The organism is Terrabacter aeriphilus (assembly GCF_039542985.1).
Taxonomy (GTDB): Bacteria; Actinomycetota; Actinomycetes; order Actinomycetales; family Dermatophilaceae; genus Terrabacter; species Terrabacter aeriphilus.
On record NZ_BAABIW010000006.1, the window covers coordinates 21,785 to 46,996 of the forward strand.

At 74.0% G+C, this 25,212-nt stretch carries 26 protein-coding genes; 18 read left to right on the forward strand and 8 right to left on the reverse strand.

Going from position 1 to position 25,212, the window contains the following annotated elements; all coding sequences use genetic code 11:
* Window positions 1-78: 78 nt before the first annotated feature.
* The 3 genes from ABD979_RS02335 to ABD979_RS02345 are packed head-to-tail and all read left to right on the forward strand — an operon-like array spanning window position 79 to window position 3,703.
* Window positions 79-1,593, forward strand: a complete 1,515-nt coding sequence (locus tag ABD979_RS02335) for a cyclic 2,3-diphosphoglycerate synthase (protein ID WP_345505819.1) — start codon at window positions 79-81, stop codon at window positions 1,591-1,593.
* A complete protein-coding gene (locus ABD979_RS02340; RefSeq protein ID WP_345505820.1) occupies window positions 1,590-2,108 on the forward strand; it encodes a hypothetical protein in 519 nt (172 codons plus the stop codon). Before ABD979_RS02335 ends, ABD979_RS02340 begins: the two co-directional genes overlap by 4 nt.
* The gene (locus ABD979_RS02345) at window positions 2,105-3,703 is read left to right on the forward strand and encodes a DUF4389 domain-containing protein (protein ID WP_345505821.1); all 1,599 of its coding nucleotides are present in this window, start codon (window positions 2,105-2,107) and stop codon (window positions 3,701-3,703) included. Before ABD979_RS02340 ends, ABD979_RS02345 begins: the two co-directional genes overlap by 4 nt.
* Before the next feature lie 60 nt (window positions 3,704-3,763).
* On the opposite strand, the gene ABD979_RS02350 is transcribed toward ABD979_RS02345, so the two are convergent.
* Complete coding sequence (locus ABD979_RS02350; protein ID WP_345505822.1) at window positions 3,764-3,952, reverse strand: hypothetical protein; 189 nt, start codon at window positions 3,950-3,952, stop codon at window positions 3,764-3,766.
* A gap of 160 nt (window positions 3,953-4,112) precedes the next feature.
* Between ABD979_RS02350 and ABD979_RS02355 the strand changes: the two genes are divergently transcribed.
* A complete protein-coding gene (locus ABD979_RS02355) occupies window positions 4,113-6,347 on the forward strand; it encodes a M1 family metallopeptidase (RefSeq protein ID WP_345505823.1) in 2,235 nt (744 codons plus the stop codon).
* Window positions 6,348-6,397: 50 nt separating this feature from the next.
* Here the strand turns inward: ABD979_RS02355 and ABD979_RS02360 are convergent, their stop codons facing one another.
* Entirely contained in the window at window positions 6,398-7,327 is a 930-nt protein-coding gene (locus ABD979_RS02360) for an alpha/beta hydrolase (RefSeq protein ID WP_345505824.1), read from the reverse strand.
* A gap of 217 nt (window positions 7,328-7,544) precedes the next feature.
* Between ABD979_RS02360 and ABD979_RS02365 the strand changes: the two genes are divergently transcribed.
* From ABD979_RS02365 to ABD979_RS02390, 6 genes are all read left to right on the forward strand, one after another.
* Window positions 7,545-8,306: a DeoR/GlpR family DNA-binding transcription regulator gene (locus ABD979_RS02365; RefSeq protein WP_345505825.1), complete on the forward strand. Its 762-nt coding sequence runs from the start codon at window positions 7,545-7,547 to the stop codon at window positions 8,304-8,306.
* Entirely contained in the window at window positions 8,303-9,247 is a 945-nt protein-coding gene (gene pfkB / locus ABD979_RS02370) for a 1-phosphofructokinase (RefSeq protein ID WP_345505826.1), read from the forward strand. Before ABD979_RS02365 ends, pfkB begins: the two co-directional genes overlap by 4 nt.
* A gap of 115 nt (window positions 9,248-9,362) precedes the next feature.
* Window positions 9,363-11,474 (forward strand): PTS fructose transporter subunit IIABC, encoded by a 2,112-nt coding sequence (locus ABD979_RS02375; protein WP_345505827.1) that lies wholly within the window; start codon window positions 9,363-9,365, stop codon window positions 11,472-11,474.
* A gap of 81 nt (window positions 11,475-11,555) precedes the next feature.
* Window positions 11,556-11,825 (forward strand): HPr family phosphocarrier protein, encoded by a 270-nt coding sequence (locus tag ABD979_RS02380; protein WP_345505828.1) that lies wholly within the window; start codon window positions 11,556-11,558, stop codon window positions 11,823-11,825.
* A 5-nt stretch (window positions 11,826-11,830) separates the two neighbouring features.
* Entirely contained in the window at window positions 11,831-13,513 is a 1,683-nt protein-coding gene (gene ptsP / locus ABD979_RS02385; protein ID WP_345505829.1) for a phosphoenolpyruvate--protein phosphotransferase, read from the forward strand.
* A gap of 143 nt (window positions 13,514-13,656) precedes the next feature.
* Complete coding sequence (locus ABD979_RS02390) at window positions 13,657-13,998, forward strand: hypothetical protein (RefSeq protein ID WP_345505830.1); 342 nt, start codon at window positions 13,657-13,659, stop codon at window positions 13,996-13,998.
* 50 nt (window positions 13,999-14,048) lie between these two features.
* Here ABD979_RS02390 and ABD979_RS02395 read toward each other — a convergent pair whose 3' ends face one another.
* Window positions 14,049-16,244: an ATP-dependent DNA ligase gene (locus tag ABD979_RS02395; protein WP_345505831.1), complete on the reverse strand. Its 2,196-nt coding sequence runs from the start codon at window positions 16,242-16,244 to the stop codon at window positions 14,049-14,051.
* 56 nt (window positions 16,245-16,300) lie between these two features.
* Between ABD979_RS02395 and ABD979_RS02400 the strand changes: the two genes are divergently transcribed.
* On the forward strand, window positions 16,301-16,711 hold the full coding sequence (locus ABD979_RS02400) for a PPOX class F420-dependent oxidoreductase (protein WP_345505832.1): 411 nt from the start codon (window positions 16,301-16,303) through the stop codon (window positions 16,709-16,711).
* On the opposite strand, the gene ABD979_RS02405 is transcribed toward ABD979_RS02400, so the two are convergent.
* The gene (locus tag ABD979_RS02405) at window positions 16,686-17,516 is read right to left on the reverse strand and encodes a UbiA family prenyltransferase (RefSeq protein WP_345505833.1); all 831 of its coding nucleotides are present in this window, start codon (window positions 17,514-17,516) and stop codon (window positions 16,686-16,688) included. The genes ABD979_RS02400 and ABD979_RS02405 overlap by 26 nt on opposite strands.
* Before the next feature lie 95 nt (window positions 17,517-17,611).
* Here ABD979_RS02405 and ABD979_RS02410 point away from each other — a divergent pair, with 95 nt between their 5' ends.
* The 5 genes from ABD979_RS02410 to ABD979_RS02430 all read left to right on the forward strand — a co-directional run bounded on the left by ABD979_RS02410 (window position 17,612) and on the right by ABD979_RS02430 (window position 21,727).
* Complete coding sequence (locus ABD979_RS02410; protein WP_345505834.1) at window positions 17,612-18,682, forward strand: type III polyketide synthase; 1,071 nt, start codon at window positions 17,612-17,614, stop codon at window positions 18,680-18,682.
* A gap of 9 nt (window positions 18,683-18,691) precedes the next feature.
* Window positions 18,692-19,291, forward strand: a complete 600-nt coding sequence (locus ABD979_RS02415; RefSeq protein ID WP_345505835.1) for an isoprenylcysteine carboxyl methyltransferase family protein — start codon at window positions 18,692-18,694, stop codon at window positions 19,289-19,291.
* Window positions 19,288-20,370 carry an NAD(P)/FAD-dependent oxidoreductase gene (locus tag ABD979_RS02420; protein ID WP_345505836.1) on the forward strand — a complete coding sequence of 361 codons (1,083 nt, stop codon included), beginning with the start codon at window positions 19,288-19,290 and terminating at the stop codon, window positions 20,368-20,370. Before ABD979_RS02415 ends, ABD979_RS02420 begins: the two co-directional genes overlap by 4 nt.
* A 74-nt stretch (window positions 20,371-20,444) precedes the next feature.
* Window positions 20,445-21,068 carry an isopentenyl-diphosphate Delta-isomerase gene (gene idi / locus ABD979_RS02425; RefSeq protein WP_345505837.1) on the forward strand — a complete coding sequence of 208 codons (624 nt, stop codon included), beginning with the start codon at window positions 20,445-20,447 and terminating at the stop codon, window positions 21,066-21,068.
* Window positions 21,065-21,727 carry a Type 1 glutamine amidotransferase-like domain-containing protein gene (locus tag ABD979_RS02430; RefSeq protein WP_345505838.1) on the forward strand — a complete coding sequence of 221 codons (663 nt, stop codon included), beginning with the start codon at window positions 21,065-21,067 and terminating at the stop codon, window positions 21,725-21,727. Before idi ends, ABD979_RS02430 begins: the two co-directional genes overlap by 4 nt.
* Window positions 21,728-21,737: 10 nt before the next feature.
* Here ABD979_RS02430 and ABD979_RS02435 read toward each other — a convergent pair whose 3' ends face one another.
* The 3 genes from ABD979_RS02435 to ABD979_RS02445 all read right to left on the reverse strand — a co-directional run bounded on the left by ABD979_RS02435 (window position 21,738) and on the right by ABD979_RS02445 (window position 23,438).
* Window positions 21,738-22,472 carry a dienelactone hydrolase family protein gene (locus ABD979_RS02435; protein ID WP_345505839.1) on the reverse strand — a complete coding sequence of 245 codons (735 nt, stop codon included), beginning with the start codon at window positions 22,470-22,472 and terminating at the stop codon, window positions 21,738-21,740.
* Window positions 22,473-22,493: 21 nt separating this feature from the next.
* Entirely contained in the window at window positions 22,494-22,961 is a 468-nt protein-coding gene (locus ABD979_RS02440) for a DoxX family protein (protein ID WP_345505840.1), read from the reverse strand.
* A gap of 69 nt (window positions 22,962-23,030) precedes the next feature.
* Entirely contained in the window at window positions 23,031-23,438 is a 408-nt protein-coding gene (locus tag ABD979_RS02445; protein WP_345505841.1) for an NINE protein, read from the reverse strand.
* A 148-nt stretch (window positions 23,439-23,586) separates the two neighbouring features.
* On the opposite strand from ABD979_RS02445, the gene ABD979_RS02450 reads away from it, so the two are divergent.
* Both ABD979_RS02450 and ABD979_RS02455 read left to right on the forward strand, forming a co-directional pair.
* Window positions 23,587-24,237, forward strand: a complete 651-nt coding sequence (locus ABD979_RS02450) for a DUF4097 family beta strand repeat-containing protein (protein WP_345505842.1) — start codon at window positions 23,587-23,589, stop codon at window positions 24,235-24,237.
* A gap of 52 nt (window positions 24,238-24,289) precedes the next feature.
* Window positions 24,290-24,673: a Pepco domain-containing protein gene (locus tag ABD979_RS02455; protein ID WP_345505843.1), complete on the forward strand. Its 384-nt coding sequence runs from the start codon at window positions 24,290-24,292 to the stop codon at window positions 24,671-24,673.
* A 55-nt stretch (window positions 24,674-24,728) separates the two neighbouring features.
* Here ABD979_RS02455 and ABD979_RS02460 read toward each other — a convergent pair whose 3' ends face one another.
* Window positions 24,729-25,091: an antitoxin gene (locus tag ABD979_RS02460; protein WP_345505844.1), complete on the reverse strand. Its 363-nt coding sequence runs from the start codon at window positions 25,089-25,091 to the stop codon at window positions 24,729-24,731.
* Between the last annotated feature and the right edge of the window lie 121 nt (window positions 25,092-25,212).

Consider the following 25,212-nt stretch of genomic DNA (forward strand, 5'->3'; position numbering starts at 1 on the left):
CGGTGGCGGGTCCCGCAGCCAGGACTGCCCGCAGCAGGGTGTGTCGGTCACGTCGGCGATCCAGCCACGGAGACGGCCATGGCCCAGAACAGCCCGAGCACCTCGACCCGGCAGACCCCCGATCCCGCAGCCGCCCGCACGCGCGTCGTCGTCCTCGGCGCCGCCGGCCGCGACTTCCACGACTTCAACGTCGTCTTCCGCGACGACCCCGGTGTCGAGGTCGTCGCGTTCACGGCTACCCAGATCCCCGACATCGAGGGCCGGCGCTACCCGCCGTCGCTCGCGGGACCGCTCTATCCGCAAGGGATTCCGATCGTCGCCGAGTCGGAGCTCGACGCGCTCGTCGCGCGGGAGCACGTCGACGTCGTCGTCTTCGCCTACTCCGACGTGCGCCACGAGCAGGCCATGCACCTCGCGTCGCGGTGCATCGCGGCCGGCGCGGACTTCCGCCTGCACAGCGCCCGCCACACGATGCTGCGCAGCACGAAGCCCATCGTCGCGGTGACGGCCGTGCGCACCGGCGTCGGCAAGAGCCAGACCACGCGCTACCTCGCGCGGTTGCTCACCGACCTCGGCCTGCGGGTCGTCGCCGTGCGCCACCCGATGCCCTACGGCGACCTCGCCGCCCAGGCCTGCCAGCGGTTCGCGACGTATGCCGACCTCGACCGCCACGACTGCACCATCGAGGAGCGGGAGGAGTACGAGCCGCACCTCGACGCGCGCGTCGTCGTCTACGCCGGCGTCGACTACGAGCGGATCCTGCGCGAGGCCGAGCAGGAGGCCGACGTCGTGCTCTGGGACGGCGGCAACAACGACCTCCCCTTCTACGTGCCCGACCTGCACGTCGTGCTCGCCGACCCGCTGCGCCCGGGCGACGAGGCGGCCTACCACCCCGGCGAGGCGAACGTCCGCATGGCCGACGTCGTCGTCGTCGCCAAGTGCGACTCGGCGAGGCCCGGCGACGTCGCGGACGTCGAGGCCTCCGTGCGCGCCCTGAACCCGCGCGCGACGGTGTTGCGCGCCGACAGCCCCGTCACCGTCGACGACCCGGCCGCCGTCCGGGGCCGCAAGGTCATCGTCGTCGAGGACGGCCCGACCCTGACGCACGGGTCGATGACGTACGGCGCCGGCGTCGTCGGCGCCCGGTCCGCCGGCGCGGCGCAGCTCGTCGACCCGACGCCGTATGCCGCGGGGTCGATCGCGGCGACCTACGCGCGCTACCCGAACGCGCGGGGCTTGCTGCCCGCCATGGGCTACGGCGACGCGCAGGTGCGCGACCTCGAGGCCACGATCCGCGCGGCCGTCGAGGCCGGTGCGTGCGACGTCATCGTCGCCGGCACCCCGGTCGACCTGACCCGCGTGCTCTCCGCTCCGGTGCCGATCGTCCGGGCCCGCTACGAGCTGCGCGAGGTCGTGCCCGGCGGTCTCGCCGCGGCCGTGCGGGCCGCCCTCACGGCGGCCGCCGGGTCGGCGAGCCCCGCGCCCACCGTGCAGTCCGCGTCCCCGTCCGCGTCCCCGTCCGCGTCCCCGTCCGCGTCCCCGTCCGCGTCATCAGACCACCCGTCCACGTCCTACGCAGGGAGTTCTTCATGAGCACCGCCACGCCGCACCTCCCCTCGGAGCCCCGCTCGTCCGAGCACCGCCCCTCCGAAGACCGACACTCCGAGCACCGCGCCCCGCCGGGGTCGGTCCGCCGGGTCGGCGGGCGGCGCAGCGGCTATGCCGGCTCGGTCGTCGTCAACCTCGTCGTGCTCGGCCTCGTCAACACCTGGCCCGGCTGGGAGGCGGTGCCGTTCCTCACGGCCCGCACGGCGCTCGTCGTCGGCGTCGTCAACGCCTCGATCGTGGCGCGCCTCGTGGCCGACCTCGTCAACCTCCTGCTCGACCTGCCCCGCCCGAGGGCGCTGGGCGACGTCGTGTCGCTCGGCTTCGGCATCGCCGCCCTCGTGCGGATCTGGCAGGTCTTCCCGCTCGACGTCGTGGGCACCGGCTGGGAGGTCGTGGCGCGCGTGCTGCTCGCCGTCGGCCTCGTCGGCAGCGCCATCGGCGTCGTCGACGCCGTGACCCGCCTCTTCACCGGACGCTTCCCGGGGACGTGGTCGCGATGACCACCCCGGGCCCCGGGCCCCTTCCCTCGCCGGTCCCAGCGTCCGTTCCCCCACCCGTCACGTCGCCCCCGAACCCCGCGCGGCGCCACCTCGCCGCCCTCGTCATCGGCTGCCTGCTCCTGCTGCCCGGGCTCGGGATGCTGCTCGGCGGCGCCGGGGTGGTCGGTGCCTACGCCTTCGGTCGCGACAGTGCGGGCTACCTCGCGCTCACCCTCCCGTCGGTCCACAGCGCCACACCGGCCGTCACCGCCGAGGACGTGATCGTGCAGACCGGGCCGGACGTGCCCGCCTGGGTGCTCGACCGGCTCGACCTCGACGTGCGACTCGCCGTCACCCCGTCGGCCGGCGGCGCGGCCGTCTTCGTCGGCGTGGCCCCGGAAGCCCAGCTGACGGCATACCTCGACGGCGTCGCCCACGACCAGGTCGTCGGCGTCACCGAGCCGCGCAACGGTGCGCCCCGCGCGGCGGTGCTGCGCACCACGCCGGGCGCGAACACTGCCTCGGCGCCCACGGGCCAGACGTTCTGGACGTCCGCCGTCACCGGCACCGGCCGCCAGCAGCTGACGTGGCAGGTGACCGGGGGCCAGTGGGCCGCCGCCATCATGAACGCCGACGGCAGTGCCGGCATCGACGTGGCCGCGACGCTGGGCGTCCGAGCCGGCTTCCTCCTGCCGCTCGGGCTGCTCCTGCTCGGCATCGGGCTCGTCGTCACGGGCCTCGCGGTCGCGCTCGTCATCCGCGGCGCGCGCACGGGTGGGCCGTCGAGAGGCGAACCCGCCCCGGGCGCAGGCGTGCCCGCGGTGCCGAGCCCCCTGGGGTCCGCCGCGCATGGCACGTCGGCGGCACCCGAGCCGTGGCACACCCACGCGCGCGCGGTGAGCCCGGTCGCGCTCGACGCACGGCTCGACGCCCCGCTCTCGCGGTGGCTCTGGCTCGTCAAGTGGTTCCTCGCGATCCCGCACGTCGTCGTGCTGGCGCTGCTCTGGGTGGCCTTCGTCGTCGTCAGCGTCGTCGCGTTCGTCGCGATCCTGCTCACCGGCAGGTACCCGCGCGGGCTCTTCGACTTCAACGTCGGCGTCCTGCGCTGGTCGTGGCGGGTCGGCTACTACTGCGGCAACGGCGGGCTCGGCACCGACCGCTACCCGCCGTTCAGCCTCGACGACGACCCCGACTACCCGGCGCACCTGTCGATCGCCTACCCGGAGCGGCTCTCGCGCGGGCTCGTGCTCGTCAAGTGGTGGCTGCTCGCCATCCCGCACTACCTCATCCTCGGCCTGCTCGTCGGGGGCAGCTGGGGCTGGACGGCGGCGCGCGACGAGGGCTGGCGCGTCGACCCCGTCGGCGGCGGCATCCTCGGCCTGCTCGTCGTGGTCGCGGGGCTCTTCCTGCTCTTCACCGACCGCTACCCGCGCTCGCTCTTCGACCTCGTCGTGGGGCTCAACCGCTGGGTCTACCGGGTCGTCGCGTATGCCGCCCTCATGACGGACGCGTACCCGCCCTTCCAGCTCGACGAGGGCGGGGCGGAGACCCCCCCGCCGCCACCTACGCCACCGGTGCCGCCCGACCGCGTCGACTCCCGTCAGCTGACCGGCTGACCCCGGACCGCGTCCGCACCCACGTGCCGGGCTGAGTCGCCGCTGCGGCCCCGACGCGCCTCAGGGGCGTGGCCGGGGCCGCCACAGGGCGAGGGCCAGACCGGCCACGACGACGACGGGACCGATGACGGCCCACAGGGTGACGCCCGACATGACGCTGCCCCCGACGTAGCCGAGACCCTGCAACGTCCAGAGGAGGCCGACGGCCACGAGGAGCACCCCGAGGGAGAGCCGCAACGGACGACTCATGACCTGGCCTGCCGCGTGGTGTCCATCGCCCGACCGTACGTGTCCGACGAGGCCGGCACCACCGATTGCGCCAATCCGGCGCAGGCCCCGGTCAGGAGGTCTAGCGTCGACAGGTGGACGGTTCGCGTCCGGGCGGGCCGTGGTCCCAGGGGAGATGATCATGCGACCCATCTCGACGTTCGCGTCCCTCACCGCCGCAGCCGCGCTGGCCGTGCTGCCCCTCGGAGCCGCGACGGGCGCCCCGCGCGCGGCGTCCCCGGCCTCCTCGGCACCGACGGCCACCGCGGCCACGGCATCCGCGGCCACGGCATCCGGGGTGACCGTGGTGCACCGGCACCACGGGTTCCGCCCCGGCGCGGGCAGCGTCGGCGACCCCTACGTCGGCCACCTCGGCAACGGCGGCTACGACGTGCGGCACTACGACCTCGCGGTCTCCTACGACCCGGCCACCGACCGCCTCCGTGGCCGGGCGGGCATCTCGGCCGTCGCCACGCAGGACCTCTCGCGCTTCAACCTCGACCTCGTGGGGCTCACCGTGCGCTCCGTCACCGTCGACGGCCGCGCCGCCCGGTGGAACCGCGCCGGCGGCGAGCTGCGGATCACCCCGCCCCGGGGGCTGCGCACCAAGCGGGCCTTCACGACCGTCGTCGTCTACGACGGGGTGCCGGCCACCCTGCCGGACGGGTCGGGCTTCGTGCACACCGGCGACGGCGCCCTCGTGATCGGCGAGCCCGAGGTCGCGGCCACCTGGTTCCCCGTCAACGACCACCCGAGCGACAAGGCGACCTACCACTTCGACGTCACCGTGCCGAAGGGCCTGACGGCCGTCGCGAACGGCTCCCTGACCCGCACCCGCACGCACCACGGCTGGACCACCTGGACGTGGGACGCGCGCGCCCCGATGGCGTCCTACCTCGCCACCGCGACGATCGGCCGCTTCGACCTCCGGCGCTCCACGCACGCCGGGATCGCGATCTGGGACGCGGTCGACCCCGCCCTCCACGATCCCGTCGCGCGCCCGCGCACGGGCTCGTCGTTCGCCATCTCGGGGCAGGCCGACTCGTCCTACAAGCGGCTGACCCGCACCATCGCCGTGCCGGCGGGTGGGGCGTCGGTGACGTTCTGGGTCACCCGCAGGACCGAGCAGCGCTGGGACCACTTCTTCGTCGAGGCCCGGCACCCCGGCGGAGACGACTGGACGACGCTGCCCGACGCGAACGGTCACTCGAGCGCCGACACGGGCGACTCCTGCCCCCAGTGGCTGGAGCTGCACCCCTTCCTCACGCACTACCAGCACGACGACGGCGACGGCACCTGCACCCCGAGCGGCACGACGGGGCAGTGGAACGCGGCGGCCGGCAAGAGCAGTGGACCCGAGCAGTGGCGCATCGACCTCACGCCGTATGCCGGCAGCACCGTCGAGCTGTCGCTGAGCTACGCGAGCGACCAGAGCGTGCAGCTCCCCGGTGTCTTCATCGACGACATCGCCGTCTCGACGGGTGAGGGGAGCACGTCCTTCGAGCCCGACGGCGACGTCATGGACGGCTGGACCGTGCCCGGTCCTCCTGCCGGTAGCCCCGTCAACGAGAACGACTGGAGCGTCGGCGGGGTGGCGGACGTGCCGCCCCCGCCCGGTGTCGGTGCCGACGCCTCGCTCGCCCGCGAGTCGGAGGTGCTCGACTTCCTGTCCGCCACCTTCGGCCGTTACCCGTTCCGGGCCTCCGGCGGGATCGTCGACGACGATCCCGACCTGGGCTTCGCCCTGGAGAACCAGACACGACCGATCTACTCGCAGGTGTTCTTCGACCAACCCGAGGGTGACACCGGGGTCGTCGTGCACGAGCTCGCCCACCAGTGGTTCGGCGACAGCGTGTCGGTGCGGCGGTGGAAGGACATCTGGCTCAACGAGGGCTTCGCGACCTACGCCGAGTGGCTGTGGTCGGAGCACGACGGCCAGGGCAGCGCGCAGGAGAACTTCGACTTCTGGTTCGGCGCCATCGCCTCCCAGAGCCCGTTCTGGCAGGTCGTCATCGGTGACCCCGGCCGTGACCTGATGTTCGACGACGCCGTCTACCTCCGGGGCGGGATGACCCTGCACCAGCTGCGGCTCACCGTCGGCGACGAGGCCTTCTTCACCATCCTGCGCACCTGGGCCCGCACGCACCGCTACGGCAACGGCACGACGGGGCAGTTCATCGCGCTCGCCGAGCGGGTGTCGCACCGACAGCTCGACGCGTTCTTCGACACCTGGCTCAGGACGCCGGGCAAGCCCGTGCTGCCGGGCGCGGCGCCGTCCGCCACCGGGCGCCGGGCGGCGGCGCTCGGCCTCGCGGCCGCACCGGCGGGGTCCCGCTCGCTCGTGATCCGCTTCAAGCAGGGCCTCGCGCTCCGGTGACCACCGTCGGGTGACGACGGCCCCTGGAGACGGACCGTGTGCCCACCTGCCTACTGCGGCAGGTGGGCCTCGAGCCAGTCGATGATCTCGGCCTCGACCTCGTCGCGGTTCGTCTCGTTGAGGATCTCGTGGCGGGCTCCCGGCCACAGCGTCACCGTGACGTCACGCACGCCGACGCGGCGCAGCTGCTCGGCGACCTGCTGCACGCCCTTGCCGTTGCCGCCGACGGGATCCATGTCGCCGGAGGTGAGGTGGACCGGCAGGTCCGCGGGCACACGGGCAGCGACCTTGTCGGTGTTGACCGCCTCGAGACCTCGCAGCAGGTCGGCGAATCCACCTGCGCTGAAGACGAATCCGCAGTCGGGGTCCTCCACGTACCTGTCGACCTCGGCCGGGTCGCGCGAGAGCCAGTCGAAGTCGGTGCGGGTCGGCTTGAACGCCTTGTTGTACTGCCCGAAGCTCAGGGTGTTCATCAGACCGCTCGTGTGACCGTGCCCACGCAGACGCGCCTGCGTGGCGGCGAGGAAGACGCCCACCTTCCCGATCGCGCCCGCACCACCGGCGGTTCCCGAGAGCACGAGGCCGGCGAGCTCGGAGCCGTAGCGGGCGGCATACCCCCTCGACAGGAACGAGCCCATGCTGTGCCCGAGGAGGAAGACCGGGCGTCCCGGCTGCTCGTCGCGGGCGCGGGCCGTGACGGCGTGGAGGTCGTCGATGACGGCGCGCCAGCCGTCGCGCTCGGCGAAGAGTCCGCGCGTGCCCGAGGTCTTGCCGTGGCCGCGGTGGTCCGAGCCGTAGACGGCGTAGCCGTGGTCGGTGAGGCGCTGCGCGAAGCGGGCGTAGCGGCTCGAGTGCTCGGCGAGGCCGTGCGCGACCTGGACGACCGCCTTGACGGCGTCAGGCCCGCCGTCGGGCAGCCAGCGGTTGACGAAGACCTCGGTGCCGTCGGGCGTGGTCACCGTGAAGGTGCTGCTCTGCATGGATCGTCCTCGATCTCGGGCCGCGCCGGGCGCCTCGCCCGGGCTGTTCCGGCACCGTACCCCGCGGCGCCCCCGCGTCATGCCCGGTTCGACCCGGTTCAGTCCGAACACACAAAAACGGGTGCCCGAATCTATTTACTTAGCACCGACCGCGTGGTTTCCTGAGAGGGAGGTCCTCACGGAGGACGACGGAAGCGGTCAGGACGAGGGAGTCCCCATGTACGCAGCGGAGCGGCAGCAGCGGATCATCGCCGTCGCGCGCCGCGACGGCCGCGTCGAGGTCACCGCCCTCGCCGACACGCTGGGTGTCGCCGCCGAGACCGTCCGCCGCGACCTCACCGCCCTCGAGCGCCGGGGCTCGCTCCGCCGCGTGCACGGCGGGGCCATCCCCGTCGAGCGCCTCGAGGTCGAGCCGTCGCTCGCGACCCGGTCGGGCCGGCTCGCCGACGTCAAGCGGCGCATCGCGGCCCGGGCCCTCGACGAGCTGCCGAGCGGTGGCAGCATCATCCTCGACTCCGGCTCGACGGCCCTCGCCGTGGCCGAGCTGCTGCCCCCCGACCTCGACCTCACCGTCCTGACGAACAGCCTCGCGGCGGCCACGGTGCTCGCCTCGCACCCCGGCATCTCGCTCTACCTGCTCGGCGGACGCGTGCGGGGCACGACCGGCGCCGCCGTGGGCGACTGGGCGACCGGTGCCCTCGCCGACGTGACGGTCGACGTCGCCTTCCTCGGCACGAACGGCCTCTCCGTCGCCCGGGGCCTCACGACGCCCGACCAGTCCGAGGCCCTCGTCAAGCGCGCCATGGTCGGCGCCGCCCGCAAGTGCGTGGTGCTCACCGACTCGAGCAAGACCGGTGACGCCCACCTCCACCGATTCGCCCAGGTCGCCGACGTCGACGTCGTCATCACCGACACCGACGTGGACGACGACGTCGCCGCCGAGATCCGTGCGGCCGGACCGGAAGTGGTGACCACATGATCGTCACGTTGACCCCGAACCCGAGCATCGACCGGGCCGTGCTCATCGACGCCCTGCGGCGCGGTGAGGTGCACCGCGCCACGAGCAGCCGCATCGACCCGGGCGGCAAGGGCGTCAACGTCTCCCGCGCCCTCGCCGCACAGTCGGGGGCGACCGTCGCCGTGCTGCCGAGCGGCGGCCCCGAGGGCCACCTCCTCGAGGAGCTGCTCGACGCCGCCGGGGTCGACTACGCCTCGGTGCCGGTGCGCGGCTCGGTGCGGATGAACATCAGCGTCCTCGAGCCCGACGGCACGACGACCAAGCTCAACGAGCCCGGCCCCGACCTGTCGGGGGCCGAGGTGGAGGCGCTGCTCGCCACGACGCTCGAGCGCGCCACCGGCGCCGACTGGGTCGTCGGCTGCGGCAGCCTCCCGCCCGGCGCCCCCACGGACCTGTATGCCGTGCTCGTCTCCCGGGTGCGCGAGCGCGGTGGCCGCGTCGCCATCGACTCGTCCGGTGCGTCGTTCGCCGCGGCCGTCGCGGCCACCCCGCACCTCATCAAGCCCAACCACGAGGAGCTCGCCGAGCTCGTCGGCCACGACCTGCCGACGCTCGTCGACGTCCGCGACGCCGCCCGCGAACTCGTCTCGGCCGGCATCGAGGTCGTCGCCGTCAGCCTCGGCGGCGACGGGGCGCTGCTCGTCACGGCCGACGAGGTGGCCCACGCCCGCGCCTCGATCACGCGGCCCCTCTCGACCGTCGGCGCCGGCGACTGCATGCTCGCCGGCCTGCTCCACGGACTGTCCACCGGCCTCGACCCGGCCGACGCCCTCACGAGGGGCGTCACCTGGGGCGCGGCCGCGGTGACCCTGCCCGGCAGCCGGGTCCCCGCCCCCACCGACCTCGACGGCATCCACGCGGAGCTCACGCGCGAGCCCGACCTGGCCCTTGCGCTCTCCTGACCCTCTTTCCCACGCACGTCCAGCGCGTCCAGCACGACCTCGCACGAACACGCACGACCCAGCACGACCCAGCACGACCAGCACTCGCTCGCTGTCCCTCCGGAAAGGAAAACCCATGTCCCTCATCACCGAAGAGCAGGTCATCCTCGACCTCACCGGTGCCGACCGCCACGAGGCGACACGGACGCTCGGTGAGCGGCTCGTCGCCTCCGGTCGCTGCACCGACCTCGACACCTTCATCGACGACGTGCGCAAGCGCGAGGAGGTGATGGCGACCGGGCTCCCCGGCGGCATCGGCATCCCGCACGCCCGCAGCGCCGCCATCACCGAGCCCTCGCTCGTCTTCGGCCGTGCGGCCGACGGCATCGACTGGGGCGCCAAGGACGGCCCGGCCACCCTCGTCTTCCTCATCGCGGCCCCCGAGGGCGGCGGCGACGCGCACATGCAGATGCTGCCCAAGCTCGCCCGGGCGCTCATGAAGAAGGACTTCAAGGCCGCCCTCGCCGCCGCGACGACGGAGGAGGAGGTCGTGCGCATCGTCAGCGCGGAGGTCGAGCTCGACGCCCCGGCCGCAGCGCCTGCCGCGTCCGCCGGCTCGGCCGCAGCCGCCGCCTCGACGGTCTCGTCGAGCGCCGACCACACCGGTGCGGCGAGTGGCAGCGTCGCCACGGCGACGCCGCCCGCCAAGCGCGTGCTCAACCTCGTCGGGGTCACCTCGTGCCCCACCGGCATCGCGCACACCTACATGGCGGCCGAGGGGCTCGAGAACGCGGCCAAGGCCGCTGGGCACCACATGGTCGTCGAGACCCAGGGGTCGGCCGGCTCGAAGCCGCTCAGCCCCGAGGTCATCGCGGCCGCCGACGCGGTCATCTTCGCCCACGACCTGCCCGTCAAGGACGCCCGCCGCTTCGCCGGCAAGCCGCTCGTCGACGTCGGCGTCAAGAAGGGCATCTCGGACGGCCCCGGCCTCATCAACCAGGCCGAGGCGCTCGTCGCCGAGTGGGACGCCGACCCGGCCAAGCGCGAGGCGGCGGCCGCCGCGGCAGCCTCCGCCGCCGCCTCGGGCGGCCTCACCTCCAAGGTGGAGGAGGGTGCGAGCACGGCCACGAAGGTGCGCCAGTGGCTGATGACCGGGGTCTCCTACATGATCCCGTTCGTCGCGGCCGGCGGCATCCTCATCGCCCTGTCGTTCATGCTCGCCCAGGTCGCCCTCGGTGAGGACGGCGCCATCCAGATCGTCAAGTACGGCCTGACCGCCGAGGGCGAGTTCAACATCACGCAGAACTTCAACCCGCTCAGCCTGACGTCGTGGGCCGCGCTCCTCTTCGTCATCGGCGGCGCCTCGTTCGGCTTCCTCGTGCCGATCCTCTCGGGCTTCATCGCCTTCGCCATCGCCGACCGCCCGGGCCTCGTGCCCGGCATCGTCGGCGGGTCGGTCGCGGCCACGATGGGCGCCGGCTTCCTCGGCGGCCTCGTCACCGGCCTGCTCGGCGGCTTCGTCGCCCGCTGGGTGTCGAACTGGAACGTCGCCAAGGGCGTGCGGGGCGTCATGCCCGTGGTCGTCATCCCGCTCGTCAGCTCGCTCATCACGATCGGCCTGTTCATCACCGTCCTCGGCCGCCCCATCAAGGGCCTGACCGACGGCCTCAACAGCTGGCTGACCGGCATGACGGGCGCGAGCTCGATCATCCTCGGCATCATCCTCGGCGCGATGATGGGCTTCGACCTCGGTGGCCCGGTCAACAAGGTCGCGTATGCCTTCGCCACCACCGGTCTCGCCGCCGCGGGAGCGTCCACCGACGCACCGCAGCTGAAGATCATGGCCGCGGTCATGGCCGCCGGCATGGTCGCACCGCTCGCCATGGCGCTCGCCACGACGATCCGCCCGCAGCTCTTCTCCGAGCCCGAGCGCGAGAACGGCAAGGCGGCCTGGCTGCTCGGGTTCTCGTTCATCTCCGAGGGCGCGATCCCGTTCGCCGCGGCCGACCCGGTGCGGATCATCGCCAGCTCGGTCGTCGGCTCCGCGGTCACCGGGGCGCTCGCGATGCTCTTCGGCACGACGCTGCGAGCCCCGCACGGAGGCATCTGGGTGCTGCCGCTCATCGGCAACTTCCTGCTCTTCCTGGTGGCCCTCGCCGCCGGCGTCCTCGTCACGACGGGCCTCGTCGTCGCGCTCAAGTCGCGCGACTCGAAGCTTGCCACCGTCGAGGCGAGCGCTACGGTCTGATCAGGGCGCGAGCTCGATCGCCGTCTGACGCACCTCCGTACCGACGCACGACCACCTGTTTCCACACGAAGGAGCACGTCCATGGCAACCCGCACCGTCACCATCGCCTCGTCGGTGGGCCTGCACGCCCGCCCGGCCGCCCTCTTCGTCGAAGCCGCGAGCAGCTCGGGCCTCGACGTCGAGATCGCCAAGCCCGGCGAGGACCCGGTCGACGCGACGAGCATCCTCGGCGTCATGGCCCTCGGGGCCAAGCACGGCGAGGAGGTCGTCCTGACGGCCGAGGGCGACGGCGCCGACGAGACGCTCGACTCGCTCGTCGCGCTCCTCTCCCGCGACCTCGACGCGGAGTAGGACCCATGGCCGACTCGGAGACGAGACAGGGGATCGGCGTCAGCCCGGGCACGGCGTACGGGCCGGTGGTGCAGGTCGCACCACCGGTCCGGCCGCCGGCCGACGAGGCGGCCGTCGACGACCAGGAGGCGGCGCTCGCCGACGTGCGGGCGGCCTTCGAGTCGGTCGCGGTGTCGCTCGAGGAGCGGGCCAGCCGCGTCGAGGACACCGCCCAGCAGATCCTCAAGGCGACCGCCCTCATCGCGCGCGACAAGGGCCTCGTCAAGGCGTCGGCCAAGCAGCTCGCGGCAGGGCGCGGACGCGCCACCTCGATCACGAACGCGGTCGAGGAGTACGCCGCCCAGTTCGAGGCGCTCGGCGGCTACTTCGCCGAGCGGGTCGCCGACCTGCGTGACGTCGGATCGCGTGCGGTCGCAGCGGTGCTCGGTGTTCCCGCCCCCGGCGTGCCGGCCTTCACCGAGCCCAGCATCATCGTCGCCGAGGACCTCGCCCCCGCCGAGACGGCCACCCTCGACCGCTCGCTGGTCGTCGGCATCATCACCGAGGCGGGTGGCCGCACGAGCCACACCGCGATCCTCGCGGCCCAGATGGGCATCCCGGCCGTCGTGCAGCTGGCCGGGGCCACGGAGATCGCCGGCGGGACGCCCGTCGCCCTCGACGGCGACTCCGGCGAGGTGACGATAGCCCCCGACCTGGCGCTCGTCACCGCCCAGCGCGAGCGCGCCCAGCGCCGCGCCGCGGCGCTCGCCCACCTCTCCGGGCCGGGCCGCACGAGCGACGGGCAGCCGGTCGCGCTGCTCGCCAACATCGGCGGCGTCGACGACGCCGTCGAGGCCGGAGCCCTCGACCTCGAGGGCGTGGGCCTCTTCCGCACCGAGTTCGTCTACCTCTCCGCGACGAAGGCCCCGACCGTCGAGGAGCAGACCGAGATCTACCGGGGCGTCTTCGCGCCCTTCGGCGACCGGCGCGTCGTCGTGCGCACGCTCGACGCCGGCGCCGACAAGCCGCTGAAGTTCGCCGACCTGGGCCCCGAGGAGAACCCGGCCCTCGGCCGCCGCGGGCTGCGGCTGTCGGCCGAGCGGCCCGACCTGCTCGACGCCCAGCTCGAGGCGCTCGCGATCGCGGCCCGCGAGACCGGCGCCGACGTGCGCGTCATGGCGCCGATGGTGGCGACGGCCGAGGAGGCCGCCTGGTTCGCCCGGCGCGTCCGCGAGAACGGCCTCGCCAAGGCGGGCGTCATGATCGAGGTGCCGGGTGCGGCGCTGCGGGCCCGCCACGTGCTCGGCGAGGTCGACTTCGGCTCCCTCGGCACGAACGACCTCGCGCAGTACACGATGGCGGCCGACCGCATGCAGGGTGCGCTCTCCGACCTGCTCGACCCGTGGCAGCCGGCGGTGCTCGACGTCGTCGGCGCCGCCTGCGAGGGCGCCGCGGCCGTCGACCGGCCGATCGGTGTCTGCGGCGAGTCGGCGGGCGACCCCCTGCTCGCGCTCGTGCTCGTCGGCCTCGGCGTGACGAGCCTGTCGATGGCGCCGAGCAAGGTGCCCGTCGTGCGGCTCGCGCTCTCGCTCCACTCGGTCGCCGAGTGCCAGGCGCTCGCCGTCGCCGCCCGCGAGGCGCGCACGGCCGTCGACGCCCTGACCGCCGTCCGCGACGCCGCGAGGAGCGAGCTGACCGACCTGCTCTGAGTGACGCGGGCCATCGACCCCTCACCGACCGGTGACCACGGTCACGGCCGGCGTCCGGGGCGTTCGCTGCTGGGGCCCAGCCGTGGTCGATATCCTGAAACCAGGCGCCCTCCCCGGCGTCGACCCGGCCGAAGGAGCCTGCCGTGAGCACCCACCCCCACCTCATGGAGCGGATCCGCCTCGAGGACGGCTATAACGAGGACGACCTGCCGTTCATCGAGCACGCGTTGGCCCAGCTCTTCGCGCAGCTCGAGCGGTTCGACCCCTCGATGGTGCACATCGGGCTGCGGGTCAAGGACCGCGGCCGGCCGGGCATGCACACCTCCGTCGAGGTCTGCGTGAGCGGGCTGCCGACCGTCGTCGGCGTCTCCGACCTCACCGACACCAAGGCCGCGCTGAACGACGCCGAGGACAAGGTCGTCGCCCAGCTGCGCGAGGCCGCCGACCGGCACCACGACCGCCGCCCCCGCCAGGCCCGCCACTGACCTCCGGGCCCGCCACCGACCTCCGGCCCTGCTCGCGGGGGAGCCGCGGTTCAGCGGCCGGCGGACAGGACGTCGGCCAGGTCGTAGCCGACGGGCTCGTCGAGCTGCTCGAAGGTGCACGAGGCCGGTGTGCGGTCGTCGCGCCAGCGCACGAACTGCGCGGTGTGGCGGAACCGGGTGCCCTCCATGTGGTCGTAGCGCACCTCGACGACGCGCTCCGGCCGCAGCGGCACGAACGAGAGGTCCTTGCCGTTGTTCCACCGCGAGAACTCCGACGACCGCGGCGTGCGGAGCGAGCCGTCGTCGGTGGGCTGGCCCCAGCTCCACGGGTGCTCGTCCCACTCGGCCACGAGCGGTTGGAGCTCCTTGAAGAGCTCCTTGCGGCGGGCCATGGGGAAGGCCCCGATGACGCCGACCGAGGCGAGCTGCCCGTCGTCGCCGTAGAGGCCGAGCAGCAACGAGCCGATGGCGTCCGGTCCGCTCTTGTGCACGCGGTAGCCGGCGACGACGCAGTCGGCCGTGCGCTCGTGCTTGATCTTGAACATGAGCCGCTTGTCGGGCTCGTAGGCGAGGTCGACCGGCTTGGCGATGACGCCGTCGAGGCCGGCCCCCTCGAACTGGGTGAACCAGCCCCGGGCCACCTCGCGGTCGGGCGTCGCGGCGGTGAGGTGGACGGGGGCCTGCACGTCGGCGAACGCCTTCTCGAGCGCCGCCCGCCGCTCGGCGAACGGGCGGTCCATGAGCGACTCGCCGTCGAGGGCGAGCAGGTCGAAGGCGACGAAGGAGGCCGGCGTCTCGGCGGCCAGCTTCTTCACGCGCGAAGCGGCCGGGTGGATCCGCTGCTGGAGCAGCTCGAAGTCGAGCCGGTCGCCGCCCTCGGGGGAGACGAGCACGATCTCGCCGTCGACCACGCACCGCTCGGGGAAGTTGGCCTTGACCGCCTCGACGACCTCGGGGAAGTAGCGCGTCATCGGCTTCTCGTTGCGCGAGCCGATCTCGACGAGGTCGCCGGAGCGGAAGATGATCGAGCGGAAGCCGTCCCACTTCGGCTCGTAGAGCACGTCGACCTTGACGGCCGCGAAGTCCTTGACCGGCTTGGCGAGCATCGGTGACACGGGCGGCACGACCGGCATCCCCCACGTCGTGCGCAGGTCGGCGTCGCGCTCGGCCTTGGGCGCCATGTAGTCCTCGTCGGACTTGTCGGTGCGCCGCTTGCTCGGCTGCACCCGCGGCGGCTCGCCCGGCATCTTCGGGTAGTCGGGCGGGAAGTTGAGCTCGCCGAGGCCGCGCTCGCTGACGTCGGCGTCCCACAGGGCGATCGCGGCGGCGACGTCGCCCACCGCGTCGTCGATGCCGGCCCACGCGTCACCGCGGTCGGCCACGAGGGCGGGGACCGTGCGGACCGTCAGCTCCTTCGGGTCCGCGGACGCCAGCTCCTCCCACGTCACGGGAGTCGACACCGGTGCCCAGTCGAGCGGGCGTGGTGAGTAGGCCGATGCGATGGTGCGGTCGCGGCAGGCCTGGTTGAAGTCGACGAAGACCTTCTCGCCGCGCTCCTCCTTCCACCACGACGTCGTCACGAGGTCGGGCAGGCGTCGCTCCAGCTCGCGCGCGATGCCGATGACGCCGTGCCGCACGTCGAGGAACTCGTGCGTCGGCGCCACTCGCGCGTAGACGTGCACGCCGCGGTTGCCGGACGTCTTCGCCCATGCCGTCAGGCCGATCCCGGCCATCACCTCGCGGAGCGCGAGGGCCGCCTCGACGGCGTCAGCGAAGCCACGCCCCGGCTGCGGGTCGAGGTCGATGCGCAGCTCGTCGGGGCGGTCGACGTCGGCCGTGCGCACGGGCCAGGGGTGGAAGGTGATGGTGTTCATCTGCGCCGCCCAGACGGCGTCGGCGATCTCGTCGACGACGAGCTGGGGATGCCGGCGCCCGGACGGATACGTGCACATGACGGTGCGCGTGCCCTCGGGCACGCCCTTCGGCGGGTTCTTCGAGAAGAACTCCTCGCCCTCGATGCCCTCGGGGAAGCGCTGGAGCGTCACGGGCCGGTCGCCGAGGGCGCGCAGCATCGGGTCGGCGACGGCGACGAGGTACTCCGCCAGGTCGAGCTTCGTGACGGGGCGCCCGTCGGCCATCCCCGCCGCGGGCCACAGCACCCGGTCGGGACTCGACACGCGCACCTCCCGCACCCCGTCCGGGCTCGACGGACTGGGCGCTGCGACGACGGCGGGCTTGGCGCTCACCCGCCGATCGTAGCCACGGGGTGAGGCCCCGGACGTCCAACGGGTATGTCGCCCGCATGACGCAGGTGCCCACCCTCCACCACCTCGGCGGCGAGCAGTTCGTGCTGCTGACGACCTACCGCCGCTCCGGCGAGCCCGTGCCCACGCCCGTGTGGGTGCTGCCCGACGCCGGTGGCGCGGTCGTCAGCACCCCGGAGGGCGCCGGCAAGGTCAAGCGCGTGCGGCGCGACCCGCGCGTCACCCTGCAGGCCTGCGACCGGCGCGGCCGCGTGCAGGAGGGAGCCCCCGTCGTCGAGGGCACGACGGAGGTCATCACCGACTCCGCCGCGTCCGAGGCCGTCAACCGCCGCCTCCAGCGCAAGTACGGCCTGGAGTTCCGCATCTTCATGGCCGTCGAGTGGATCCTCAAGCGCGGCAACAGCACTCGCATCGTGCTGCGGATCACCCCGGTCGCGCCACGAGGCTGACGACGTTCGCGAGCGCCACGAGCACCGCCGCGACGAAGGGGAGCCGCCCGCGGCCCACCACGGCGACGCCGGTGAGGCCCACGCACACCGCGAGCAGCCCCAGCCCGGTGCCGTCGATCCCCGGCCCGTATGCCGCCACGACCGACCCCGCGAGCAGCACCACAGGTGCCAGTCGGCGCACCCGCGTCGCGCCCAGCCGGTGCGGCAGCCCGCGCACCCCCGTCGCCTCGTCGTCATCGAGGTCGGGCAGGGCGTTGAGCAGGTGGGCCCCGACGCCGAGGAGGCCCCCGGTGACGAGGACCCACGCCGCCGGCAGGGCCGGCACCGGCAGCGCGAGCGTGACGACGGCCGGGAGCGCGGCGAAGGCGACGGCATACGGCAACGGGGAGAAGGCGGTCCGCTTGAACCACAGGTTGTAGCCCCAGCCCGCCGCGACCCCGAGCGCGAGGTGGACGAGGCCCGACGCCCAGCCGCAGGCGAGCGAGAGGGCCACGGTGACGACGAGCGCGAGCCCGCACGCCACCCGCACCGCGCGCTCGGTCACGGCCCCCGACGCGACGGGCTTGTCGACCCGCCCGACGGCGCGGTCGCGACGGGCGTCGACGAGGTCGTTGCTCCAACCGATCGAGAGCTGCCCGGCCAGCACGGCGACGGTGACGAGCGCCCCACGCGCGGGGTCGTGGCCCGCCGACCACGCGAGGAGCGCCGTCAGGACGGTGACCGCCGCCGTGGGCCCGGGGTGGCTCGCGAGGACGAGCCCACGCGCCGTGCCACCGGCCGCGCCCGTCGACTCGTCCGTCGTCACGGGGTGAGCCTAGGCGGCGCTGGGTACGAAGGACCCGTGACGATGCCCGCCCGGCTCCGGGCCCTCGACCTAGGCACGACGCCTAGGCTGTGCCGGTGAGCCACCTAGCGGCCGTCTGCGGCGTCCTGCCCGAGCACACCTACGCTCAGGCCGACGTGACGGCCGCCTTCGCCGACGTGCTCGGCTCGACCGGCTCGGACCGCGCCCTGCTCGAGCGGTTCCACGCGAACGCCGGGGTCAGCCGGCGTCACCTCGCCCTGCCGCTCGAGCGGTACCGGGGCCTCGCCGACTTCGGCGAGGCCAACGACGCGTTCATCCGCGTCGCGACCGACCTCGGCTCGCAGGCGGTGAGCAAGGCGCTCGCGGCGGCCGGGCTGGCACCCGCCGACGTCGACCTCATCGTGTCGACGACGATCACCGGCCTCGCCGTGCCCTCCATCGAGGCCCGGGTCGCGGCCGAGATCGGTCTGCGCGACGACGTCAAGCGCGTGCCGCTCGTCGGGCTGGGCTGCGTGGCTGGGGCGGCCGGCGTCTCCCGCGTGCACGACCACCTCCTCGGGCACCCCGACGACGTCGCCGTGCTCCTCTCCGTGGAGCTGTGCAGCCTCACCGTGCAGCGTGACGACCGGTCGGTCGCCAACCTCGTCGCGAGCGGCCTCTTCGGCGACGGCGCCGCCGCCGTCGTCATGGTGGGCGCCGGTCGGGCCGCCGCGCTCGCCCCGGACGGGCCGCGCGTGGTCGCCACGCGCAGCCGCCTCTACCCCGGCACCGAGCGGGCCATGGGCTGGGACGTCGGGGCGAGTGGCCTGCGCATCGTCCTCGGCGCCGAGGTGCCCGACCTCGTGCGCGAGAACGTGCGCGACGACGTCGACCGCTTCCTCGCTGACGAGGGCCTGAGCCGCGCCGACATCGGCTGGTGGGTGGCGCACCCGGGCGGCCCCAAGGTGCTCGAGGCGATGGAGGAGGCGCTCGAGGTCGAGCGCGAGGCGCTCGGGGTCACCTGGCGCTCGCTCGACTGCATCGGCAACCTCAGCTCGGCGTCGGTGCTGCACGTCCTCGCCGACACCCTGCGCGACCACTCGCCCGAGCCCGGCTCGTGGGGCGTGCTGCTCGCCATGGGCCCCGGCTTCTGCCTCGAGCTCGTGCTGCTGCGCGCGGCCGGCTGAGGTGGCGCGATGACGTCCCAGTGGCTCTTCACCGGCCTCGTGCTCCTCGTCGGGCTCGAGCGCGTGGCCGAGCTCGTCGTGTCGAAACGCCATGCAGCGTGGGCGTTCTCGCGCGGCGCGGTCGAGCGTGGTCAGGGACACTACCCCGTCATGGTCGTGCTCCACACCGCCCTGCTCGTGGGAGCGGTGGCGGAGGTGTGGGCGGCGGACCGGCCGTTCCTCCCAGTGCTCGGGTGGGTCGCGCTCGCCCTCGTCGCGGCGAGCCAGGGCCTGCGGTGGTGGTGCATCACGACGCTCGGTCGGCAGTGGAACACCCGCGTCATCGTCGTGCCCGGCCTGTCGCTCGTGCGGCGTGGCCCCTACTGGCTCGTGCGGCACCCCAACTACGTCGCGGTCGTCGTCGAGGGCGTCGCGCTGCCGCTCGTGCACACGGCGTGGGTCACCGCGGTGGTCTTCACGATCGCCAACGCGGCGCTGCTCACCGTGCGCATCCGGGTCGAGGACGACGCCCTGCGCGAGATCGCCTCTGCCACAGGCACTCCCGCAGACGCTCCCGCAGACGCTCCCGCAGACGCTCCCGCAGACGCTCCCGCCGGGACCACGCCGTGAACTGCGACGTCGTGGTCATCGGTGGCGGTCCGGTCGGCCTCGCCGCGGCGCTCTACGCCGCCCGCGCGGGGCTGTCGGCGGTCGTGCTCGAGCCGCGTGCGGGCGCGATCGACAAGGCCTGCGGCGAGGGCCTCATGCCGGGTGGGCTGCAGGCGCTCACCGAGCTCGGCGTCGACCCGCCGGGCCACGCCCTGCGGGGCATCCGCTACCTCGCGCGGGGTCGGGTGGCCGAGGCCGACTTCACGCGGGGAGCCGGTCGGGGCGTGCGACGCACGCGGTTGCACGACGCACTGAGCCGTGCGGTCGAGGACGCCGGCGTGGAGGTGCTGCCGGTCGGGGCCGAGGACGTCAGCCAGGACGACGGCGTCGTGACGGTGCGCACCGACGAGTCCGGCACCGCGGGGCCGACCGTCCGGGCGCCGTGGGCCATCGCCGCCGACGGCCTGCACTCGCCCACCCGGCGGTCGCTCGGCCTCGACCGCGACCATGCCGACGGCCGTGCGGCCGAGGGTCGCCCGCTCCGCCGCTACGGGCTGCGCCAGCACTTCGGCATCCGGCCGTGGGGCGACCACGTGGAGGTGCACTGGGCGCCGCACGGCGAGGCCTACGTGACGCCCGTCGGCGACGAGCTCGTCGGCGTCGCCGTGCTCAGCCGGCACCGGAGCTCGTTGTCCGACAGCCTCGCCGCCTTCCCGCACCTGCGCGAGCGGCTCGACGGCGCCGAGGCCGTGACGTCGGTGCGCGGCGCCGGGCCGCTCCGCCAGCGGACGACCCGCCGCGTGGCGGGGCGGGTGCTGCTCGCCGGTGACGCGAGCGGCTACGTCGACGCCCTGACGGGCGAGGGCATCTCGCTCGGGCTCGCCCACGCGCGGGCCGCGGTGGCGGCCGTGGCCGCGGACGACCCGCAGTCCTACGAGCGCTCGTGGCGGGCCGCCACCCGGCGCTACTCGCTCCTGACCCACGCGCTCGTGCAGATGACCCGGCCCGCCTGGGGCCGCGCCCTCGTCGTGCCGGCCGCCGCGTCGCTGCCGCTCGTCTTCCGCAGCGCCGTCAACGAGCTCGCGAGGCCGGACCGGTGAGCGCGTCGGTGAACGAGCCCGGGAACGCGGTGGACGCGGTTGACGCGGTGGACCCGGTGGGTGCCGTGAACGCCGTGGACACTGCGGCGGGCGGGGCCGAGGAGCTCGTCGTCCTCGTCTCGCCGGACGGGCGGGCCGTCGGCACCGCTCCCAAGGCGACGGTGCACCATGCCGCGACGCCACTGCACCTCGCCTTCTCCGCCTACCTCTTCGACGAGGCCGGGCGCCTCCTGCTGACCCGGCGCGCGCTCGACAAGGCGACCTTCCCGGGGGTGTGGACGAACTCGGCGTGCGGCCACCCGGCGCCGGGGGAGCCCCTCGAGGCCGCGGTGCGGCGGCGTGCCCGCGACGAGCTCGGCCTCACCGTCACCGGGCTGCGCCTCGTGCTGCCCCGCTTCTCCTACCGCGCCGAGATGGACGGCGTCGTCGAGTGGGAGCTGTGCCCGGTGCTCGTCGGCCGCGTCGAGCCGGCCGTCGCCGCGGACACCCGGCCCGACCCTGCCGAGGTGGCCGAGGCCGCGTGGGTGGAGTGGCCGTCCTTCGCCGCCGACGTGGTCGCCGGGCGGCGCCCGGTGTCGTCGTGGTGCCGGGAGCAGGTGGCGGAGCTGACCGCCCTCGGCCCGACGCCGGAGAGCTGGCCCACCGCCGACCCGCGCGACCTGCCGCCGGCGGCCACCACCGAGACGGAGGACCCGTGAAGCTGCTGCTCACGTCCGGGGGCGTCACGAACCCCACCATCCACGCCGCGCTCGAGCGGCTCCTCGGCCGGCCGGTCGGGCAGTGCAGCGCCCTCGTCGTACCGACCGCGCAGTGGGGCCACCCGGCGTGCGGGCCGGACTCGGTGCGGGGCCTCGTCGCCGCCGACCCCGTCTTCCGGGGCTTCACCGGCCTCGGGTGGGCCTCGCTCGGCGTGCTGGAGCTGACCGCCCTGCCGACGATCGGGGCCGATCGCTGGGTGCCCTGGGTGCGGGACGCCGACGTCCTGCTCGTCGACGGCGGCGACGCGACCTACCTCGCGCACTGGCTGCGCGAGTCGGGCCTCGCCGACCTGCTGCCGACCCTCGCCGACACGGTCTGGGTCGGCGTCAGCGCGGGCAGCATGGTGATGACGCCGCGCATCGGGGCCGACTTCGTGCAGTGGCCGGGCGCGCCGGACGACCGCACGCTGGGGGTCGTCGACTTCGCGATCTTCCCGCACCTCGAGGCGTTCCCCGACAACAGCCGCGCCGACGCCGAGCGGTGGGCGGCCGACATCGGCGTGCCGTCCTACGCGATCGACGAGCAGACCGCGATCCAGGTCGTCGACGGCGCGGTCGAGGTCGTCTCCGAGGGGACCTGGCTCGCGTTCGAGCCCTGACCGTCTCCCGTCAGGCCGTCGGCAGGTGCTCGCGGAGGAACTCGGTGGTCGTGGCCCAGGCGAGCGCGGACGCCGCCGGGTGGTGCCACGGCATGTCGTCGTTGTCGAACGCGTGGTCGGCGCCGGCATACGTCTCGAAGACCGTGGCCGGCTGCGCGACGAGGCTGCCCTCGATGCGCCGCACGGTGTCGGTGTCGATGAACGAGTCGGCGAGCCCGAAGTGGTGCAGGCTCGGCGCGCTGACGGTCAGGTTCTCGTGCAGGCCGGGCAGGGCCGAGCCGTAGTAGCTGACGAGGGCGTCGAGGGCGGGCCCACCCTCCGCCTCGAGGTGCGCGGCGACGTTGAAGCCGAGGCCACCACCGAAGCAGAACCCCACGGCGCCGACACCGGCCGTCACCTCGTCGCGGTCGCGCAGCCACTCGACCGCGGCCGTGGCGTCGCCGACGGCGGCCGGCCAGTCGAGCTGCTGCACGAGTCCCATGCCCCGGGTCAGCGCGTCCTCGCCCTCGACCGGGGTCGTCACGCCGAGCCGCCAGAAGACCTCGGGCGCCACGACGACGTAGCCGAGGGCGGCGAGGTCGGCCGCGCGTCGCCGCACGTAGGCGCTGACGCCGAAGATCTCCTGGAGCAGCACGATCCCCGGACCCTGCCCGCCCGGCGGGAGCCACCGGTGGGCGGGCATCGCGCCCGCGTCGGTCGTGATGGTCACGTCGGTCGGGGTCGCCGTCGTCGGCTCGGAGGTCATGCCGTCAGTATGCCGACCGGCTCACTCCTCGGGGCCGGTCCGCAGCCGCGCGCCCAGGGCGTAGGCCGCGACGACGAGGGCCGACGCGGCGACGACGACGTCCTTGAGGACGTACCGGGCCGCCGGCGTCGGGCCGTCCGGGAAGAGCTCGGCCGTGAAGAGGGCGAGCGGCGACATGATGCCGATGAGGGCGCCGCCGAGCATGACGACGCCGACGGGGAGGAACCGGCCGGTGACGAGCGTCAGGCCGATCACCGTCTCGGTGACCGCGGTCAGCAGCACGGCGGTGTGCCCCGAGACGAGCCCGGAGGTCAGCCGGTCGAGCGAGGCCGACGTGACCGCCTCGGCCGGGCTGGGGCCGGGCACGAACCGGGCGACGGCGAAGCCGAGGAAGAGCAGGCCCACGCCGACCCGCAGCGCCACCAGGCCCCACGCGGCGCGGAGGCGCGGCCGCGCGTCGGCGGCCCGCTCGAGGACGAGCTGCGGCATGGGCGTGCTCCTTCGAGGTCGAGGTGTCGTGACCTCAGAAGGCGCAGCGGCCCTGCAGATACATCGCCGTCACCAGTTGAGCAGCAGCCGGTCCTGCTTGTCGCGGAAGACGCCGACGAGGACGAGCACGAGGTCGACGAGGGCCCAGATGCCGAAGCCGCCGACGGTGACGAGCTGGAGGATGCCGGTGCCGACCTTGCCGACGTAGAACCGGTGGATGCCGAGCCACCCGACGAAGAAGCAGAGCAGGGCGGCCGCGAGCCGCGAGCGGTCGCTGACGGGCCGGCCGGAGGCGTCGACGGTGACGGGGACGAAGGCCGCGGAGAGCGTCGGTGCCGGCGCGGCCACCGGGACCGCCGGCAGCTGCGGCCCCGTCTGGTCGGTCCACCCGTCGCCGTCCCAGTAGCGCGACCGGGGCTTGCCCTCGGGGTCGGGATACCAGCCGGCGGGGATCTCGCGGGGCGGTTGCTGGGTCATGGGTCCTCCGGGTGGGGCAGCGTGGCGTGCGGCCGGCGGGTGGTGCGCCGGATCTCCCGTCCAGCATGGGGGATCCGCGCCGACGGTGGGAGGTTCTCGTGAATCCCCTTGGCCCTCCGGGTGGGGAGCGCCCTACGGTGGTCGCGTGATGAGCGAGCAGCCGCCAGCCGACCGCGTCGCCGTCGCCAGCTCGCGCCCGTGGTGGGTGGTGGCCGGCGTCGGTGCGGCTCTCGTCGTCGTCAGCGTCGTGGGCGACTTCTCGTGGACGGGTCTCGCGGGCGGCATCGGCGTCGGCCCGGGGGTCGAGGAGGCGCAGACCTACCGGCAGCCGGTGAAGAGCCTCAGCGTGACCGGCGGCGCGGGCGACGTCGTCGTCCGCCAGGGCGCGCCGGCCGGCACGGTCGAGGTGACCCGCCGACTGGGCTGGAGCCCCGGCTCGTCGCGGCCGAGCGCCGACGAGACGTGGGACGGTGACGCGCTGCGCATCGACGCCGACTGCGGCGCCCTCCTCGGCTGGTGCTCGATCGACTACGTCGTGACGGTGCCCGACGGCACGGCGGTCACCGTCGAGACCGGCAGCGGCGACATCGACGTCGACCTCGCGGCCGGCTCCGCGCCCGTCGACCTCCGCGCCGGCTCGGGTGACGTCAGCGTCACGGTGCCGCGCGACGGGGCGTATGCCGTGCGCACCGGCACGGGGTCGGGCGACGAGGACGTCGAGGTGACCTCCGACGCGTCGGCCTCCGCCCGCCTCGACGTGGAGACGGGCTCGGGCGACATCGAGATCTCCTACCGCTGACGCCGACGGACTGCGACGCTGGGACGACCAGTCGCGCACCCCGGGAGGCCCGATGAGCCACGAGTCCGACAGCCACGAGTCCGAGAGCCACGAGTCCATCTCGGTCGTCTACGCCGAACGGCCCGAGCCCGTCCGGTCCGACCTCGAGGGCACCCGGTCGTTCGGGAGCTCGAAGCTCGTCGAGCGGGTCGGCGAGGTCGACACCGGTGCCCTCGGGCGCAGCCTCCGGCGGCTCACCGCGCAGATGAACGACCTCTTCGACGAGGTGTCGCAGGCCGGAGGCGCGTTCGAGCTGTCGAGCTTCGACGTCGCCGTGGAGATCACCGGGTCGGGGGAGGTGCGCCTCATCGGCGCCGTCTCGGTCGAGCTGACCGGCGGCATCTCGCTCACCTTCACGCGCCGACCGGGGACCACGACGCAGACCCCACCCGCATGACGGAGCCGTGTGCCGCCGCGGGGGGACGGCGGCACACGGCTCCTCGGGGTGCCGGCTAGGTGGGGTTGCCGGCGGGAGACTGCTCGTCGAACGCCGAGTGCCGGTCGTCCGGCACCGTCGACGGCCCCTGGGAGGGGGAGACCGTCTCGCGTTGGTCGACGAGCTTGTCGATGCCCTTGTCGACCGAGGCCCGCACCTTCGTGACGGTCTCGGTGTGCTTGCCGTTCGTCTTCTCCTCGACGATGCCCTCGGCCTTGTCGAGCGCCTCGTCGACCTTGCCCCGGTTCTCCTGGGCGTAGCCGGCGGCGGCCGACATCACGGCCTTGGCCATCTCGACGACCGCGTCGCCGAAGTCCTTGGCCTTCTCCTGCAGGTGGACCTCGTCCGCCTTGTGCTTGAGCTGCTCACCGAATGCCACGGTGTCTCCTCGGGGTGCAACGGCCCGGCCTCTCGCCGTGCTCACTGCCTCCACGGTCGTACCCCGTGCGCCCGTTCCACAACCGGGGTCGACCCGGAGAAGTCCCCGAGCCGACCCTGAC

Excerpts from the sequence above, each read along its gene's own strand:
- ABD979_RS02335 (WP_345505819.1), top strand. The coding sequence starts at position 79 with ATGGCCCAGAACAGCCCGAGCACCTCGACCCGGCAGACCCCCGATCCC.
- ABD979_RS02340 (WP_345505820.1), top strand. The coding sequence starts at position 1,590 with ATGAGCACCGCCACGCCGCACCTCCCCTCGGAGCCCCGCTCGTCCGAG.
- ABD979_RS02345 (WP_345505821.1), top strand. The coding sequence starts at position 2,105 with ATGACCACCCCGGGCCCCGGGCCCCTTCCCTCGCCGGTCCCAGCGTCC.
- ABD979_RS02350 (WP_345505822.1), bottom strand. The coding sequence starts at position 3,952 with ATGAGTCGTCCGTTGCGGCTCTCCCTCGGGGTGCTCCTCGTGGCCGTC.
- ABD979_RS02355 (WP_345505823.1), top strand. The coding sequence starts at position 4,113 with ATGCGACCCATCTCGACGTTCGCGTCCCTCACCGCCGCAGCCGCGCTG.
- ABD979_RS02360 (WP_345505824.1), bottom strand. The coding sequence starts at position 7,327 with ATGCAGAGCAGCACCTTCACGGTGACCACGCCCGACGGCACCGAGGTC.
- ABD979_RS02365 (WP_345505825.1), top strand. The coding sequence starts at position 7,545 with ATGTACGCAGCGGAGCGGCAGCAGCGGATCATCGCCGTCGCGCGCCGC.
- pfkB (WP_345505826.1), top strand. The coding sequence starts at position 8,303 with ATGATCGTCACGTTGACCCCGAACCCGAGCATCGACCGGGCCGTGCTC.
- ABD979_RS02375 (WP_345505827.1), top strand. The coding sequence starts at position 9,363 with ATGTCCCTCATCACCGAAGAGCAGGTCATCCTCGACCTCACCGGTGCC.
- ABD979_RS02380 (WP_345505828.1), top strand. The coding sequence starts at position 11,556 with ATGGCAACCCGCACCGTCACCATCGCCTCGTCGGTGGGCCTGCACGCC.
- ptsP (WP_345505829.1), top strand. The coding sequence starts at position 11,831 with ATGGCCGACTCGGAGACGAGACAGGGGATCGGCGTCAGCCCGGGCACG.
- ABD979_RS02400 (WP_345505832.1), top strand. The coding sequence starts at position 16,301 with ATGACGCAGGTGCCCACCCTCCACCACCTCGGCGGCGAGCAGTTCGTG.
- ABD979_RS02415 (WP_345505835.1), top strand. The coding sequence starts at position 18,692 with ATGACGTCCCAGTGGCTCTTCACCGGCCTCGTGCTCCTCGTCGGGCTC.
- ABD979_RS02435 (WP_345505839.1), bottom strand. The coding sequence starts at position 22,472 with ATGACCTCCGAGCCGACGACGGCGACCCCGACCGACGTGACCATCACG.
- ABD979_RS02440 (WP_345505840.1), bottom strand. The coding sequence starts at position 22,961 with ATGCCGCAGCTCGTCCTCGAGCGGGCCGCCGACGCGCGGCCGCGCCTC.
- ABD979_RS02445 (WP_345505841.1), bottom strand. The coding sequence starts at position 23,438 with ATGACCCAGCAACCGCCCCGCGAGATCCCCGCCGGCTGGTATCCCGAC.
- ABD979_RS02450 (WP_345505842.1), top strand. The coding sequence starts at position 23,587 with ATGAGCGAGCAGCCGCCAGCCGACCGCGTCGCCGTCGCCAGCTCGCGC.
- ABD979_RS02455 (WP_345505843.1), top strand. The coding sequence starts at position 24,290 with ATGAGCCACGAGTCCGACAGCCACGAGTCCGAGAGCCACGAGTCCATC.